Raw genomic sequence first — 19,788 nt, 5'->3', positions numbered from 1 at the left:
AGGACACCCCTTTCAGCTACCAGCTGCCCGCAGACAGCTTCAGCGACCTGGAAGGTGATGCCCTGAGCTACAGCGCCACCCTGGCCGATGGCAGTGCCCTGCCCGCCTGGCTCAGCTTTGATGCCGCCAGCACCACCTTCTCCGGCACGCCCGGCAGTGGTGACGTCGGCTCGCTGTCCGTTACGGTCACTGCCAGTGATGGCCTGGCCAGTGCCTCGGACACCTTCACCCTGGCGGTAGCGGCCGACCCCGCAAACCCACCGGCGGACAATCAGGCACCCGAGTTGCAGGCCTTCCCCGGTGCCGATGCCCTGGCAGCCTTTGCCCTGGCAGGCAGCAGCGGTGATGTGGCTGCCGACCTGACCGACCACGGCCACCAACTGACCTTCAACAGCGGCGTCACCCACAGTGACTCAGGCGTGCAACTGAACAACGCCGGTGGTTCCATCGGGGCAATCACCCTTGACGGGACGATGACCATTGCCACCACCTTTACCTACCACAGCCACACTGCCTGGGCACGGATGGTTGACTTGGGCAATGGCGCTGGTACCGATAATATTCTGATCGCCAGCCCATCGGAAGGACGAATAGAGGCCCAGATTTTCCACGGTGACAGCATTGTCGGCTCGGTGGCGTTTGATAACTTCTTCTCTCTGGATGAAACCTTCCACCTGGCCCTGACAGTGGATGCTGATGGCCATTTGCACCTGTACAAGAACGGTGTTGAAGTGGCGGACAATCCCGGCCGGGGACCCGCCGGTGTCGAGTTGACCAGCAACCTGGTCGGTGCCAGTAACTGGTCGTTCGATGCCGCCACCGATGGCACCATCAAGGATCTGATGATCCTCGACAGTACCCTCTCAGCCAGCGACGTCAGTGAGCTTTACCAGCTCGCCCAGAGCGATGACCTGCAGTCCTTCGTGACTCCGCTGGGCATCAGTGAGAGCGCCCAGCCGGGCACGGTGGTGGGGCAGGTGTCGGCCAGGGACGCCGATGGTGATAGCCTGACCTTCAGCCTCACCGACGATGCCGGTGGCCTGTTTGCCATTGATGCCAATACCGGCGCAATCAGCGTCGCCGGTGTCCTGGATCATGACAGTGCCGACCGCCATCAGCTGACCGTGCGGGTGACCGATGCATTCGGTGCCTTCAGCGAACAGCCCTACACCGTGTCGGTGGCGCAGGATCTCTACCAGGATTTGCAGCTGGACACCAACCTGGTGCGCAACGGCGATTTCACCACCGATGAACACTGGGCCCTGACCGGATCGGTGGAGTTCTATGGGAACCGTATGGCGTTTAATGGATTCGGCGCGGGTGGTGCGTCAGGCGGCTTCGTGGAACAGGTGATTCAGGGCCATCCGGACATTAATTACAGTCTGAGCCTGGATTACGGTGCCGCCTGGTCGGACGGACCGGTGTCCGGTCAGGTGGAGGTGGTTGATGAAGCGTCCGGTGAGGTGCTGGCTACACAGGCATTCAACAGCGACTCCATGATCCTGCAGACCCTGAACCTGGCGTTCACCGCCTCGTCCGCGGGCAACCTGGTGTTGCGGATCTCGGACACCACCGTCGATGTCAATAATCGCGATATGGTAGTCGACAATGTCAGCCTGCAGGCCCGCAGCGTTGACAACCCCGACCGGGTAGCCAATAACCCGGCCGTGATCGCTGGCGATGACAGTGCGACAGTGACCGAAGACAGCAGCGACGTCCTGAGCGCCAGCGGTACCCTGACCATCAGTGACAGCGATGCCGGTGAAGCCCAGTTTATCGCCACCACCCTCACCGGCAGCTACGGTGAACTGACCCTGGATGCCAGTGGCCACTGGACCTACAGCGCCGATAACAGCCAGTCGGCCATTCAGCAGCTCGGGGAGGGGGAAACCCTCACCGAGACCCTGACCGTGACCTCTGCGGATGGCACCAGCCACACCCTGACCATCACCCTCAACGGCAGCAACGACGGACCAGTGCTGGATGTCGCCCTGGTCGATCAGAGTGCCGATCAGGACACCCCTTTCAGCTACCAGCTGCCCGCAGACAGCTTCAGCGACCTGGAAGGTGATGCCCTGAGCTACAGCGCCACCCTGGCCGATGGCAGTGCCCTGCCCGCCTGGCTCAGCTTTGATGCCGCCAGCACCACCTTCTCCGGCACGCCCGGCAGTGGTGACGTCGGCTCGCTGTCCGTTACGGTCACTGCCAGTGATGGCCTGGCCAGTGCCTCGGACACCTTCACCCTGGCGGTAGCGGCCGACCCCGCAAACCCACCGGCGGACAATCAGGCACCCGAGTTGCAGGCCTTCCCCGGTGCCGATGCCCTGGCAGCCTTTGCCCTGGCAGGCAGCAGCGGTGATGTGGCTGCCGACCTGACCGACCACGGCCACCAACTGACCTTCAACAGCGGCGTCACCCACAGTGACTCAGGCGTGCAACTGAACAACGCCGGTGGTTCCATCGGGGCAATCACCCTTGACGGGACGATGACCATTGCCACCACCTTTACCTACCACAGCCACACTGCCTGGGCACGGATGGTTGACCTGGGCAATGGCGCTGGTACCGATAATATTCTGATCGCCAGCCCATCGGAAGGACGAATAGAGGCCCAGATTTTCCACGGTGACAGCATTGTCGGCTCGGTGGCGTTTGATAACTTCTTCTCTCTGGATGAAACCTTCCACCTGGCCCTGACAGTGGATGCTGATGGCCATTTGCACCTGTACAAGAACGGTGTTGAAGTGGCGGACAATCCCGGCCGGGGACCCGCCGGTGTCGAGTTGACCAGCAACCTGGTCGGTGCCAGTAACTGGTCGTTCGATGCCGCCACCGATGGCACCATCAAGGATCTGATGATCCTCGACAGTACCCTCTCAGCCAGCGACGTCAGTGAGCTTTACCAGCTCGCCCAGAGCGATGACCTGCAGTCCTTCGTGACTCCGCTGGGCATCAGTGAGAGCGCCCAGCCGGGCACGGTGGTGGGGCAGGTGTCGGCCAGGGACGCCGATGGTGATAGCCTGACCTTCAGCCTCACCGACGATGCCGGTGGCCTGTTTGCCATTGATGCCAATACCGGCGCAATCAGCGTCGCCGGTGTCCTGGATCATGACAGTGCCGACCGCCATCAGCTGACCGTGCGGGTGACCGATGCATTCGGTGCCTTCAGCGAACAGCCCTACACCGTGTCGGTGGCGCAGGATCTCTACCAGGATTTGCAGCTGGACACCAACCTGGTGCGCAACGGCGATTTCACCACCGATGAACACTGGGCCCTGACCGGATCGGTGGAGTTCTATGGGAACCGTATGGCGTTTAATGGATTCGGCGCGGGTGGTGCGTCAGGCGGCTTCGTGGAACAGGTGATTCAGGGCCATCCGGACATTAATTACAGTCTGAGCCTGGATTACGGTGCCGCCTGGTCGGACGGACCGGTGTCCGGTCAGGTGGAGGTGGTTGATGAAGCGTCCGGTGAGGTGCTGGCTACACAGGCATTCAACAGCGACTCCATGATCCTGCAGACCCTGAACCTGGCGTTCACCGCCTCGTCCGCGGGCAACCTGGTGTTGCGGATCTCGGACACCACCGTCGATGTCAATAATCGCGATATGGTAGTCGACAATGTCAGCCTGCAGGCCCGCAGCGTTGACAACCCCGACCGGGTAGCCAATAACCCGGCCGTGATCGCTGGCGATGACAGTGCGACAGTGACCGAAGACAGCAGCGACGTCCTGAGCGCCAGCGGTACCCTGACCATCAGTGACAGCGATGCCGGTGAAGCCCAGTTTATCGCCACCACCCTCACCGGCAGCTACGGTGAACTGACCCTGGATGCCAGTGGCCACTGGACCTACAGCGCCGATAACAGCCAGTCGGCCATTCAGCAGCTCGGGGAGGGGGAAACCCTCACCGAGACCCTGACCGTGACCTCTGCGGATGGCACCAGCCACACCCTGACCATCACCCTCAACGGCAGCAACGACGGACCAGTGCTGGATGTCGCCCTGGTCGATCAGAGTGCCGATCAGGACACCCCTTTCAGCTACCAGCTGCCCGCAGACAGCTTCAGCGACCTGGAAGGTGATGCCCTGAGCTACAGCGCCACCCTGGCCGATGGCAGTGCCCTGCCCGCCTGGCTCAGCTTTGATGCCGCCAGCACCACCTTCTCCGGCACGCCCGGCAGTGGTGACGTCGGCTCGCTGTCCGTTACGGTCACTGCCAGTGATGGCCTGGCCAGTGCCTCGGACACCTTCACCCTGGCGGTAGCGGCCGACCCCGCAAACCCACCGGCGGACAATCAGGCACCCGAGTTGCAGGCCTTCCCCGGTGCCGATGCCCTGGCAGCCTTTGCCCTGGCAGGCAGCAGCGGTGATGTGGCTGCCGACCTGACCGACCACGGCCACCAACTGACCTTCAACAGCGGCGTCACCCACAGTGACTCAGGCGTGCAACTGAACAACGCCGGTGGTTCCATCGGGGCAATCACCCTTGACGGGACGATGACCATTGCCACCACCTTTACCTACCACAGCCACACTGCCTGGGCACGGATGGTTGACCTGGGCAATGGCGCTGGTACCGATAATATTCTGATCGCCAGCCCATCGGAAGGACGAATAGAGGCCCAGATTTTCCACGGTGACAGCATTGTCGGCTCGGTGGCGTTTGATAACTTCTTCTCTCTGGATGAAACCTTCCACCTGGCCCTGACAGTGGATGCTGATGGCCATTTGCACCTGTACAAGAACGGTGTTGAAGTGGCGGACAATCCCGGCCGGGGACCCGCCGGTGTCGAGTTGACCAGCAACCTGGTCGGTGCCAGTAACTGGTCGTTCGATGCCGCCACCGATGGCACCATCAAGGATCTGATGATCCTCGACAGTACCCTCTCAGCCAGCGACGTCAGTGAGCTTTACCAGCTCGCCCAGAGCGATGACCTGCAGTCCTTCGTGACTCCGCTGGGCATCAGTGAGAGCGCCCAGCCGGGCACGGTGGTGGGGCAGGTGTCGGCCAGGGACGCCGATGGTGATAGCCTGACCTTCAGCCTCACCGACGATGCCGGTGGCCTGTTTGCCATTGATGCCAATACCGGCGCAATCAGCGTCGCCGGTGTCCTGGATCATGACAGTGCCGACCGCCATCAGCTGACCGTGCGGGTGACCGATGCATTCGGTGCCTTCAGCGAACAGCCCTACACCGTGTCGGTGGCGCAGGATCTCTACCAGGATTTGCAGCTGGACACCAACCTGGTGCGCAACGGCGATTTCACCACCGATGAACACTGGGCCCTGACCGGATCGGTGGAGTTCTATGGGAACCGTATGGCGTTTAATGGATTCGGCGCGGGTGGTGCGTCAGGCGGCTTCGTGGAACAGGTGATTCAGGGCCATCCGGACATTAATTACAGTCTGAGCCTGGATTACGGTGCCGCCTGGTCGGACGGACCGGTGTCCGGTCAGGTGGAGGTGGTTGATGAAGCGTCCGGTGAGGTGCTGGCTACACAGGCATTCAACAGCGACTCCATGATCCTGCAGACCCTGAACCTGGCGTTCACCGCCTCGTCCGCGGGCAACCTGGTGTTGCGGATCTCGGACACCACCGTCGATGTCAATAATCGCGATATGGTAGTCGACAATGTCAGCCTGCAGGCCCGCAGCGTTGACAACCCCGACCGGGTAGCCAATAACCCGGCCGTGATCGCTGGCGATGACAGTGCGACAGTGACCGAAGACAGCAGCGACGTCCTGAGCGCCAGCGGTACCCTGACCATCAGTGACAGCGATGCCGGTGAAGCCCAGTTTATCGCCACCACCCTCACCGGCAGCTACGGTGAACTGACCCTGGATGCCAGTGGCCACTGGACCTACAGCGCCGATAACAGCCAGTCGGCCATTCAGCAGCTCGGGGAGGGGGAAACCCTCACCGAGACCCTGACCGTGACCTCTGCGGATGGCACCAGCCACACCCTGACCATCACCCTCAACGGCAGCAACGACGGACCAGTGCTGGATGTCGCCCTGGTCGATCAGAGTGCCGATCAGGACACCCCTTTCAGCTACCAGCTGCCCGCAGACAGCTTCAGCGACCTGGAAGGTGATGCCCTGAGCTACAGCGCCACCCTGGCCGATGGCAGTGCCCTGCCCGCCTGGCTCAGCTTTGATGCCGCCAGCACCACCTTCTCCGGCACGCCCGGCAGTGGTGACGTCGGCTCGCTGTCCGTTACGGTCACTGCCAGTGATGGCCTGGCCAGTGCCTCGGACACCTTCACCCTGGCGGTAGCGGCCGACCCCGCAAACCCACCGGCGGACAATCAGGCACCCGAGTTGCAGGCCTTCCCCGGTGCCGATGCCCTGGCAGCCTTTGCCCTGGCAGGCAGCAGCGGTGATGTGGCTGCCGACCTGACCGACCACGGCCACCAACTGACCTTCAACAGCGGCGTCACCCACAGTGACTCAGGCGTGCAACTGAACAACGCCGGTGGTTCCATCGGGGCAATCACCCTTGACGGGACGATGACCATTGCCACCACCTTTACCTACCACAGCCACACTGCCTGGGCACGGATGGTTGACCTGGGCAATGGCGCTGGTACCGATAATATTCTGATCGCCAGCCCATCGGAAGGACGAATAGAGGCCCAGATTTTCCACGGTGACAGCATTGTCGGCTCGGTGGCGTTTGATAACTTCTTCTCTCTGGATGAAACCTTCCACCTGGCCCTGACAGTGGATGCTGATGGCCATTTGCACCTGTACAAGAACGGTGTTGAAGTGGCGGACAATCCCGGCCGGGGACCCGCCGGTGTCGAGTTGACCAGCAACCTGGTCGGTGCCAGTAACTGGTCGTTCGATGCCGCCACCGATGGCACCATCAAGGATCTGATGATCCTCGACAGTACCCTCTCAGCCAGCGACGTCAGTGAGCTTTACCAGCTCGCCCAGAGCGATGACCTGCAGTCCTTCGTGACTCCGCTGGGCATCAGTGAGAGCGCCCAGCCGGGCACGGTGGTGGGGCAGGTGTCGGCCAGGGACGCCGATGGTGATAGCCTGACCTTCAGCCTCACCGACGATGCCGGTGGCCTGTTTGCCATTGATGCCAATACCGGCGCAATCAGCGTCGCCGGTGTCCTGGATCATGACAGTGCCGACCGCCATCAGCTGACCGTGCGGGTGACCGATGCATTCGGTGCCTTCAGCGAACAGCCCTACACCGTGTCGGTGGCGCAGGATCTCTACCAGGATTTGCAGCTGGACACCAACCTGGTGCGCAACGGCGATTTCACCACCGATGAACACTGGGCCCTGACCGGATCGGTGGAGTTCTATGGGAACCGTATGGCGTTTAATGGATTCGGCGCGGGTGGTGCGTCAGGCGGCTTCGTGGAACAGGTGATTCAGGGCCATCCGGACATTAATTACAGTCTGAGCCTGGATTACGGTGCCGCCTGGTCGGACGGACCGGTGTCCGGTCAGGTGGAGGTGGTTGATGAAGCGTCCGGTGAGGTGCTGGCTACACAGGCATTCAACAGCGACTCCATGATCCTGCAGACCCTGAACCTGGCGTTCACCGCCTCGTCCGCGGGCAACCTGGTGTTGCGGATCTCGGACACCACCGTCGATGTCAATAATCGCGATATGGTAGTCGACAATGTCAGCCTGCAGGCCCGCAGCGTTGACAACCCCGACCGGGTAGCCAATAACCCGGCCGTGATCGCTGGCGATGACAGTGCGACAGTGACCGAAGACAGCAGCGACGTCCTGAGCGCCAGCGGTACCCTGACCATCAGTGACAGCGATGCCGGTGAAGCCCAGTTTATCGCCACCACCCTCACCGGCAGCTACGGTGAACTGACCCTGGATGCCAGTGGCCACTGGACCTACAGCGCCGATAACAGCCAGTCGGCCATTCAGCAGCTCGGGGAGGGGGAAACCCTCACCGAGACCCTGACCGTGACCTCTGCGGATGGCACCAGCCACACCCTGACCATCACCCTCAACGGCAGCAACGACGGACCAGTGCTGGATGTCGCCCTGGTCGATCAGAGTGCCGATCAGGACACCCCTTTCAGCTACCAGCTGCCCGCAGACAGCTTCAGCGACCTGGAAGGTGATGCCCTGAGCTACAGCGCCACCCTGGCCGATGGCAGTGCCCTGCCCGCCTGGCTCAGCTTTGATGCCGCCAGCACCACCTTCTCCGGCACGCCCGGCAGTGGTGACGTCGGCTCGCTGTCCGTTACGGTCACTGCCAGTGATGGCCTGGCCAGTACCTCGGACACCTTCACCCTGGCGGTAGCGGCCGACCCCGCAAACCCACCGGCGGACAATCAGGCACCCGAGTTGCAGGCCTTCCCCGGTGCCGATGCCCTGGCAGCCTTTGCCCTGGCAGGCAGCAGCGGTGATGTGGCTGCCGACCTGACCGACCACGGCCACCAACTGACCTTCAACAGCGGCGTCACCCACAGTGACTCAGGCGTGCAACTGAACAACGCCGGTGGTTCCATCGGGGCAATCACCCTTGACGGGACGATGACCATTGCCACCACCTTTACCTACCACAGCCACACTGCCTGGGCACGGATGGTTGACCTGGGCAATGGCGCTGGTACCGATAATATTCTGATCGCCAGCCCATCGGAAGGACGAATAGAGGCCCAGATTTTCCACGGTGACAGCATTGTCGGCTCGGTGGCGTTTGATAACTTCTTCTCTCTGGATGAAACCTTCCACCTGGCCCTGACAGTGGATGCTGATGGCCATTTGCACCTGTACAAGAACGGTGTTGAAGTGGCGGACAATCCCGGCCGGGGACCCGCCGGTGTCGAGTTGACCAGCAACCTGGTCGGTGCCAGTAACTGGTCGTTCGATGCCGCCACCGATGGCACCATCAAGGATCTGATGATCCTCGACAGTACCCTCTCAGCCAGCGACGTCAGTGAGCTTTACCAGCTCGCCCAGAGCGATGACCTGCAGTCCTTCGTGACTCCGCTGGGCATCAGTGAGAGCGCCCAGCCGGGCACGGTGGTGGGGCAGGTGTCGGCCAGGGACGCCGATGGTGATAGCCTGACCTTCAGCCTCACCGACGATGCCGGTGGCCTGTTTGCCATTGATGCCAATACCGGCGCAATCAGCGTCGCCGGTGTCCTGGATCATGACAGTGCCGACCGCCATCAGCTGACCGTGCGGGTGACCGATGCATTCGGTGCCTTCAGCGAACAGCCCTACACCGTGTCGGTGGCGCAGGATCTCTACCAGGATTTGCAGCTGGACACCAACCTGGTGCGCAACGGCGATTTCACCACCGATGAACACTGGGCCCTGACCGGATCGGTGGAGTTCTATGGGAACCGTATGGCGTTTAATGGATTCGGCGCGGGTGGTGCGTCAGGCGGCTTCGTGGAACAGGTGATTCAGGGCCATCCGGACATTAATTACAGTCTGAGCCTGGATTACGGTGCCGCCTGGTCGGACGGACCGGTGTCCGGTCAGGTGGAGGTGGTTGATGAAGCGTCCGGTGAGGTGCTGGCTACACAGGCATTCAACAGCGACTCCATGATCCTGCAGACCCTGAACCTGGCGTTCACCGCCTCGTCCGCGGGCAACCTGGTGTTGCGGATCTCGGACACCACCGTCGATGTCAATAATCGCGATATGGTAGTCGACAATGTCAGCCTGCAGGCCCGCAGCGTTGACAACCCCGACCGGGTAGCCAATAACCCGGCCGTGATCGCTGGCGATGACAGTGCGACAGTGACCGAAGACAGCAGCGACGTCCTGAGCGCCAGCGGTACCCTGACCATCAGTGACAGCGATGCCGGTGAAGCCCAGTTTATCGCCACCACCCTCACCGGCAGCTACGGTGAACTGACCCTGGATGCCAGTGGCCACTGGACCTACAGCGCCGATAACAGCCAGTCGGCCATTCAGCAGCTCGGGGAGGGGGAAACCCTCACCGAGACCCTGACCGTGACCTCTGCGGATGGCACCAGCCACACCCTGACCATCACCCTCAACGGCAGCAACGACGGACCAGTGCTGGATGTCGCCCTGGTCGATCAGAGTGCCGATCAGGACACCCCTTTCAGCTACCAGCTGCCCGCAGACAGCTTCAGCGACCTGGAAGGTGATGCCCTGAGCTACAGCGCCACCCTGGCCGATGGCAGTGCCCTGCCCGCCTGGCTCAGCTTTGATGCTGCCAGCACCACCTTCTCCGGCACGCCCGGCAGTGGTGATGTGGGATCGCTGTCGGTAACGGTCACGGCCAGCGACGGTATTGCCAGCGCCACAGACAACTTTACCCTGACCATCACCGGCGAACCGGCCCAGCATGACCCGGAGGTCTACCAGGATCTGCGACTGGACACCAACCTGGTGCGCAACGGCGATTTCACCACCGATGAACACTGGGCCCTGACCGGATCGGTGGAGTTCTATGGGAACCGTATGGCGTTTAATGGATTCGGCGCGGGTGGTGCGTCAGGCGGCTTCGTGGAACAGGTGATTCAGGGCCATCCGGACATTAATTACAGTCTGAGCCTGGATTACGGTGCCGCCTGGTCGGACGGACCGGTGTCCGGTCAGGTGGAGGTGGTTGATGAAGCGTCCGGTGAGGTGCTGGCCACACAGGCATTCAACAGCGACTCCATGACCCTGCAGACCCTGAACCTGACGTTCACCACCCCGTCAGCGGGCAACCTGGTGTTGCGGATCTCTGACACTACCATCGATGTCAATAATCGCGACATGGTGGTTGATAACATCAACCTGCAGGCCCGCAGCGCCGACAACCCGGTTCTCTACCGAGACCTGCAGATGGACACTGAGCTGGTGAGCAACGGCGCTTTCACCAGTGACGATGACTGGACCATGACCGGAACGGTGGAGTTGTACGATAATCGCCTGGCGTTCAATGGCGGTGGCGGTGCCACCGACGGCGTGGTGGAACAGGTGATTCAGGGCCACCCGAACATCAACTACAGCCTGAGTCTGGATTACGGTGCCGCCTGGTCCGCCGAGCAGGTATCCGGTCAGGTCGAGGTGATTGATCAGGCATCCGGTGAAGTGCTGGTTACACAGGCATTCGACAGCGACTCCCTGACCCTGCAGACCCTGAACCTGACGTTCACGGCACAGTCAACGGGCAACCTGGTGCTGCGAATCTCGGACACCTCCGCAAATGGCGATCTTCGGGACCTGGTGGTCGACAACGTCAGCCTGCAAGCCCGCAGCGCCGCCAACCCTGATCATGTGATCAATACCCCGGCAGTCGACTCTCTTGCACCTGAATTTATTCTCAATCTTGATACCTACAACGACCTGCAACTGGACAACAATCTGGTCAGCAACAGTGATTTCACCACCACCGATGACTGGACGCTGAACGGAACGGTAGAGTTCTATGATAATCGCCTGGCGTTTAATGGTGGCGGCGGTGCGGCAGACGGTGTCGTGGAGCAGGTGATTCAGGGCCATCCAAACATCAACTACAACCTTAGCCTGGATTACGGTGTCGCCTGGTCGGCTCAGCCGGTGTCCGGTCAGGTCGAGGTGATTGATGAAACGTCCGGTGCCGTACTGGCCATGCAAGCGTTCGATAGCGACTCCCTGACCCTGCAAACCCTGGACCTGGCGTTCACCGCCCGGTCAGCAGGCAACCTGGTGCTCCGGATCTCCGACACCACCGCCGATGGGAATGGCCGCGACCTGGTGGTCGACAACGTCACTCTGCAGGCCACCAGCGGTAATAACCCGGAGTTGGCTGCCGGTAACGTCGAACTCCTCCTGACCATCCTGAATGTCATGGAGGATGCCCAGACCGGTACCATCGTTGGTCAGGTACAGGCCAGCGATCCCGATGGCGATACATTGACCTTCAGTCTAACCGAAGACGCCGACGGTATGTTTGCCATTGATGCAGCTACTGGCGAGATCAGCGTTCTGGGTGAACTGGACTACAACACGGCCAATAGCTACCCGTTGACCGTGCACGTAGCCGATTCATACGGGGCATTCAGTGAACAGCAATACACAGTGAATGTTGCCAATGTGAATGAGCCACCGGAGTTGTCACAGCAGCCTGACCCCCGGGCACTGGCAATGTTTGACCTGACCCAGGGAGCAGGGGAGGTCGCTGAGAGTTTGGGTAGCCATAATCAGGACCTGAGCTTCAATAACGGAATTAACCGAACCAACAACGGTGTTGAGCTTAATGGTGCCGGTGGTTCACTGGGTGATATGACCATGGGTGGGGATATCACTATTGCCTCGACCTTTACTTACCACAGCCACAGTAACTGGGCGCGGATTGTTGATCTGGGTAATGGTGCAGGCGAGGATAATATCTTGATCGCCAGCCCATCAGAAGGACGGATAGAGGCTCAGATTTACCACGGCAACAATGTTGTTGGAGTCGTAGCTCTTGATGACTTCTATACGCTCGGTGAGACATTCCATTTAGCCCTGACGGTTGATAACGATGGCTATCTGCATCTGTACAAAAATGGCGTGCAAGTCGCGGCCAACCCCGATGGTCAGACGCCTGTTGAGATGGTACGTACCAGCAACCTGGTGGGCCAAAGTAACTTTGCCCAGGATGCTGCTACGAATGGTACGATCAAAGATCTGGTGATTCTTGAAAGATCAATGGATCCCCAGGGCATCAGTGATCTTTATGATCTCACACAGTCAGGCGCAATGACTGAGTTCCTGACGCTATGGAGCGTCAATGAAAAGGCTCAGGCCGGCACAGTGGTAGGGCATGTGCAGGCCAGTGATGTCGATGGCGATACACTGACCTTCAGTCTGACCGACGACGCCAACGGCCTGTTTGCCATTAATGCCAGTACCGGGGAGATCAGTGTTGCAGGTACTCTCGATTACGACACAGCCAGCAGCCATCAGTTGACTGTACGAGCCACTGATCCGGTGGGGGCATACAGTGAGCAGCAGTATACGGTTTCCGTTAACGGAGCTGCAGAACTGGTACCGCAACTTGCCTCAGAAACAGTGGCAGCTTTTGATTTCGTTGATGTTGCCGGTGATATTGTCAGAGACCTTGGCTACCATGGCCACGCCATGACCTTAAACGATGGGGCAACCCGGGTCGACAATGGCGTCAACCTCAACCAGGTGGGTACCTCCATTGAAGCAATGACGCTGGGTGGGGACATCACCATCGCCAGCACGTTTATCTACCACAGCCACGATTCCTGGGCCCGGGTGGTGGACCTGGGCAACGGTGCCGGTGCCGATAATATTTTGATCGCCAGTCCGTCCGAAGGACGCATTGAGGCCCATATTCTCCACGGTGGCACTAATGTTGGCACAGTGGCCTTTGATAATTTCTATACCTTGGGCGAAGAGTTCCATGTGGCATTGACTGTGGATGACAATGGCCATATGCGCCTGTACAAAAATGGTGTGGAAGTGGCCAATAATCCTGATGGACAGGCACCAACGGAGATGTCCCGCAGCAGTAATCTGGTAGGCTTGAGTAACTTTTCTCAGGATGCCGCCACGGATGGTACGGTGAAGGATCTGGTGATTCTTGATACCTCGCTGTCACCAGACGATATCGGTGATCTTTATCAATCGAGTCAGGCCGATGGTGGGCTGGAAACCTATCTGACTGCACTGAGTGTTGGTGATAACGCCAGCCCCGGGGATGTGGTTGGCCAGGTGCAGACCCATGACCCAGAGGGCAACGGGTTGACCTTCAGCCTGACCGATGATGCCGGCGGCCTGTTCACCATTGACGCCATCACTGGCGAAATCCAGGTGGCTGGCGTTCTGGATCACGGTGTTGCCAACAGCCATTCACTGACCGTCAGGGTCCAGGATTCACAGCACGGCTACAGCGAACAGCAGTATGTTGTTTCCGTCACCAACGCTCCGGAAATGGGTTCAGGAAGGGTTTCTTCGCAGTCTGTGGCGGCCTTTGAGTTTAATAGTGTCGATGGCGTTTATAACGATCTTACGGAACACAACCATCAAGTATCTTTTGTCAGTGGTGGTGCTGTCAGTGAGAGTCAGTCCGTCAGGCTCAGGGGCTTTGGCGGCTCGCTGGGGGCGATGACTCTGGGGGGAGATATCACCATTGCATCGACCTTTAGCTATGGCATAACCGAGAACTGGGCTCGGGTTATTGACCTCGGCAATGGCCCCGGTGCAGATAATATTCTGATTGCCAGTCCCTCGCCAAACCGTATTGAGGCTCAAGTTTACCGTGGCGGTAACCTGGTAGGCTCCGTTGGATTCGATAACTTCTTCACTATGCACGAAGTTTTCCATGTTGCCCTGACAATTGACGACAATGGCCATATGCGCCTCTATAAAAATGGTGTTGAAGTGGCTGATAACCCTCATGGCCAGACGCCGAATGAGGTATTACGCACCAGCAACAAGATTGGCTTGAGTAACTGGGCCAATGATCCGACAACGGATGGTCATATCTACGATCTGGTGGTACTCAATGAATCACTGACCGCGGATGGTATCGGTGAACTCTATCACCAGACTCAGGCAGGCCAGTTATCAGAGTTTATCGACAATAATCAGGTGCTGGATCCCGCGATGGAACATGAGCAGGCTCTCGCGGCGGGCCAATATGAACAGACCCAGGTAGATATTGCGGCCCATCCGGATGGAGGCTATATCACCACGTGGACGACAGGCCAAAGTGCCGTTAATAACGTAATGGCCCAGCGGTTTGACACAGCAGGCAATCCTGTGGGTGATGCCCATCAAGTGAATAACTGGGTGTGGTACGCTAGCTATCAGTATGAAAATCCTTCTGTTTCCGTACTTCCTTCAGGAGCCTATGCCGTATCTTTCTTTTATGAAGATTCAGGGCAAACCAAGAGTGCAACGCACTTTTTCAATGCGGACGGAAGCTGGATCAACAAACATGAGGTCAATTATCACGATGCAATGGAAGTTACGGCGCTGTCTGACAACCGTTATGCCGTTTCTACTGTGGATAGTGACTACCGGCTTAAAGTTTTCATCTATGACGAGAATGCCCATCATACAGGTGACATTTTTATTGCCAATGTGAATTCAGACCATTCCCATCCCAGTGTGGCCGCTCTGGACAATGGCAGATTCGCCGTTAACTGGCGCACATCCAATGGCTCGGATGACGCCATACACCTGCAAATTTTCAATGGCGACGGTAGCAGTGCCCATGGCCCGGTTGCTTTTGGCGGTCCCCCGGCTTCCTGGAGTAACGATACTCAAGTCATAGCACTGGACAATGGCAGCCTGGCCACCACTTACCAGAGTGGCGGCACCTGGTATATCCAGATGTGGCGCTCCAATGCTACAGCCGTGGGTTCCCCAGTTGCGGTCAGTGATTCTGGCGTGCTTGCCCTGAACAATATGCAGCTGACTGCCGTTGGCAATGATATCCTGGCTACTTTCCTGGCGGATGATGCGGATGGTTACGGTGTTTACAGCAGACTGTTCAGCAGCAATGGTGTGCCATTAACAGACCCCATTGCAATTAACGATACCAAAACGGGCAATCAGTATGAACCATCGGTAACCACCCTGGCAGATGGTACAGTGCAAATTGCCTGGATGAGCAACCAGAATGGTGATGCGGATATCTACACCAAGAATCTGTCGCTGGGCCAGCAGGTTGACGAAAATGCCCAGCCCGGCACAGTTGTCGGCCAGGTGCAGGCCAGTGACCCCGACGGTGATGCGTTCTTTTACAGCCTGACCGACAGTGCCGATGGCCGGTTTGCTATTGATGCCAATACCGGGGTCATCAGCATCGCCAGAGCCCTCGATTATGAGACCGCAGCCAGCCATCAGTTGACGGTACGGGTGACTGACCAGACCGGTGGGTTTGATGAGCAGTTGTTTGTGGTTTCGCTGGTGAATGACCAGAATATTGCACCATCATTACTGCAGGATACGGACTACACGGCAGTGGCTGCCTTTGATTTTGCCGATGGTTCAGGTTTGGTATCGGAAGACCTGACCGAGCATAATCTGGACCTGACCTTTAACAATGGCATTACCCGGACAGATGACGGCGTTAACCTTAACAGCGTCGGCGGTTCCATCGGGGCGATGACTCTGGGTGGCGACATGACTATCGCTACCACCTTTACCTTCCATAGCCATGGCAACTGGGCCAGGGTCGTCGACCTGGGTAACGGTGCCAGCGCTGATAACATCATCATCGCCAGCCCATCGGAAGGCCGCATTGAAGCCAACATTTACCACGGTGCCAATGTAGTTGGCTCGGTGGGTTTTGATAATTTTTACACACTGGGCGAAACCTTCCATGTTGCCCTGGCCATTGATGACGGTGGCCATATGCATCTTTACAAGAACGGTGCTGAAGTGGCTGACAGTTCCGACGCCGCAGCGCCCACTGTGATGTCACGTACCAGCAACCTTGTTGGCCTGAGTAACTTTTCTCAGGATGCCGCCACAGACGGTAGCGTCAAGGATCTGATCATTGTTGATCACTTTCTGGATGCCGACCACATCAGCGATCTTTACTCGCTGACAAACTCAGGGCAAGTAGAAGTATTTTTAAATCCTCTACACATTACTGAGGACGCTGCGATCGGTACTGAAGTAGGTCAGGTGCAGGCCGAAGATCCGGAAGGTAATACGCTGAGCTTCAGCCTGACCGATGATGCCGGAGGTCTGTTTGCCATTGATGCTGGTACCGGGGTTATTCGTCTGGCCGGTGACCTGAATCACAACTTAGCCAGCAGCCACCAGGTAACCGTTCGGGTTACCGATCACCCCGATGGCGCATTCCATGAGAAGCAGTATGAGATCTCAGTGGCAAACAGCAATTTTGCGCCGCAATTTGTGCCGGAGGGGGGCTCAGGTGCAATGGTTGCCTACGATTTTGCCCAGGGCTCTGGAGAGGTGGCTGAAGACCTCACTCCCCATAACCAGGATCTGACCTTTAACAGTGGCATCAGCCGCTCTGATGATGGTGTCGCGCTCAACAGCGTTGGCGGCTCCCTGGGGGCAATGACCTTGCGGGGCGATATCACTATTGCCTCCACCTTCACCTACCACAGCCACAGCAACTGGGCACGGCTGGTTGATTTCGGTAATGGTGCCGGTACCGACAATATTCTGATCGCCAGCCCGTCAGAAGGGCAAATACAGGCTCAGATCTTCCACGGCAACCAGATTGTTGGTTCCGTAGCTTTTGATAATTTCTACACGCTGGGGGAAGCTTTCCATCTGGCCCTGACAGTTGACGACGATGGCCATATACACCTCTATAAAAACGGTGTCCAGGTAGCGGATAACCCCAATGGCCAAGGGCCATCCGGAGTAGAACTGACCAGTAACCTGGTAGGTCAAAGTAACTGGTCCCAGGATGCCGCTACGGATGGCACGGTGAAGGATCTGGTTGTGTTCGACCGATCACTGGGCCCAGACAGTATCAGCGACTTATACCAGCAAACGCAGATCGGTGAAGTAGCAGCATTCCTGAACGTTCCCCTCGAATACCATTGCCGAAAATGCCCTGCCCGGCACGGTGGTCGGTCGGGCACTGGCCAGTGATGTGGACGGTGACAACCTGACCTTCAGCCTGACTGATGATGCCGGTGGTTTGTTTGCCATTGATGCCGCTACCGGAGAGATCACCGTGGCCAATACCCTGGACTACGATTCGGCCTCCAGCCATCAGTTGACCGTACGGGTTGCTGATCCATCCGGTGCCTTCAGCGAGCAGACCTATGTGGTCGCCTTGGCTGAGGTTGCTACACCGGAGCTGTTGCCGGAGCGGGGTTCTGATGCCCTGGTCGCTTTTGACTTTGCCAACGGTTCCGGCGAAGTTGCCGAAGACCTGACCAACCATAATCAGGATCTCACCTTCAACAGTGGCATTACCCGCTCTGACGATGGCGTCAGACTCAACAGTGTCGGTGGCTCATTGGGAGACATAACGCTCAGCGGTGATATGACCATTGCGTCCACCTTTACTTACCACAGCCACTCTCCCTGGGCACGGTTGGTTGATCTGGGTAATGGCGCTGGCAGCGATAACATTTTGATCGCCAGCCCATCGGAAGGACGAATAGAGGTTCAGATTTTTCACGGTAACAACATTGTCGGCTCAGTGGCTTATGATAATTTCTACACCCTGGATGAAACTTTCCATCTGGCCTTGACGGTGGATGCTGATGGCCATATGCATCTGTACAAGAATGGCGTTGAAGTGGCTGACAATCCCAATGGTCAGGGGCCTGCGGGAGTGACACTGAGCAGCAACCTGGTGGGTCAAAGCAACTGGCCTCAGGACACGGCTACCGACGGTACCGTGAAAGATCTGATTATCCTGGACCGGTCACTGGACCCGGGCAGCATCAGTGATCTCTTCGGTCAGACGCAATCCGGCCATATTGAAGCATTTCTGGCCTCTGCAGATATTGTTGAAAGTGCCCTGCCAGGAGACGTCGTTGGCCAGATGCAGGCCAGCGACCCAGCCGGTGAGGAGCTTACCTTCAGCCTGACCAATAATGCCGGTGGCCTATTCACCATTGATGCCGCTACCGGGGAGATCAGTCTCGCTGGAACTCTCGATTATGAGACGGCCACCAGTCACCGGTTGACCGTCAGGGCTACAAATTCATCCGGCGGATTCAGTGAACAGCCTTATGTTGTGTCCGTGACAGATGTAGCAGAATTACTACCGGTGCATGAAGCAAATGATGCATTGGCCGCCATTGACTTTACCACCGGTTCCGGTGACAAGGCGGAAAGCCTTACCAGCAATGGTCAGGTTGTGACCTTCTACAGTGCCATTACTCATTTCAACCATGATGGCGTCAGCTTCAACGGTGCCGGTGGCTACCTGGGAGCCATGACACTGTCCGATGATATAACCATTGCTTCGACCTTTACCTATGACAGTCACACTAACTGGGCCAGGATCATTGATTTTGGTAATGGCCCCGGCACCGATAATATCCTGATTGCCAGCCCTACAGAAGGTCGCATCGAGGCGCAAATTTTCCACGGCAACACCATAGTCGGGTCTGTGGCGTTTGATAACTTCTATACCCTTGGAGAAACTTTCCACATGGCCCTGACGGTTGATGCCGATGGCCACATGCACCTGTATAAAAATGGCGTTGAAGTGGCGGACAATCCAAATGGCCAGGGGCCTTCCGGGGTGTCTCTGACCAGTAACCTGGTGGGACAGAGTAACTGGGGGGCCGTGGATGCTAACACCGATGGTACAATGAAAGACTTGGTGGTTCTGGACAGGTCTCTGGACCCCAACAGTATCAGTGACCTCTACGGTCAGGCCCAGTCCGGCGATATTGAGTCATTTTTAACCTCCCTGGAGATGATCGGTACCGATAGTGCGGATATCATCAAAGCGGACAGTGACAGCAACACTCTGCTGGGTGAAGCGGGTGACGACATTCTCTTTGGTGGAGCCGGTAATGACACGCTAACCGGGGGTACGGGTTCTGATACCTTTACCTGGGAAGCACATGACCTTGGTACAGCTGCGGCACCCGCAGAAGATGTCATCACTGACTTCCATCTGGGGCAGGGAGGTGATGTTATTCACCTGGACGATATCCTGCCCAGTGATCACGGGGATCTGGATCAGTATCTGGCCCTGAATTTTGACAACGGCGATACCACGCTTGAAATAACACCACAGGTGGGCGGAGATATCACTCAGAAGATCAGGCTGGAAGGGGTTGACATGTCCGCGCTGGGCAACACCGATGCCGAGATTATCAACAATCTGATTAATAACGGTAATCTCAGCCTGGATTGA

The 19,788-nt window shown here is 58.2% G+C and carries 2 protein-coding genes (1 of these 2 running past the window's edge); both read left to right on the top strand.

Annotated elements, in window-relative coordinates; all coding sequences use genetic code 11:
- Positions 1 to 17,549, top strand: the 3' portion of a protein-coding gene (locus tag O3276_RS16240; RefSeq protein WP_269672265.1) for a VCBS domain-containing protein. Its footprint begins 14,338 nt before the window's first position; 17,549 of the gene's 31,887 nt are visible here — the last part of the coding sequence; its start codon lies beyond the left edge, outside the window; its stop codon occupies positions 17,547 to 17,549.
- The gene (locus O3276_RS16235) at positions 17,524 to 19,788 is read left to right on the top strand and encodes a LamG-like jellyroll fold domain-containing protein (RefSeq protein WP_269672264.1); all 2,265 of its coding nucleotides are present in this window, start codon (positions 17,524 to 17,526) and stop codon (positions 19,786 to 19,788) included. Before O3276_RS16240 ends, O3276_RS16235 begins: the two co-directional genes overlap by 26 nt.

The organism is Endozoicomonas sp. GU-1 (assembly GCF_027366395.1).
GTDB lineage: Bacteria > Pseudomonadota > Gammaproteobacteria > Pseudomonadales > Endozoicomonadaceae > Endozoicomonas.
The sequence above is the reverse complement of the archived record's forward strand: the minus strand, read 5'-3'. Positions and strand labels throughout refer to the sequence as shown.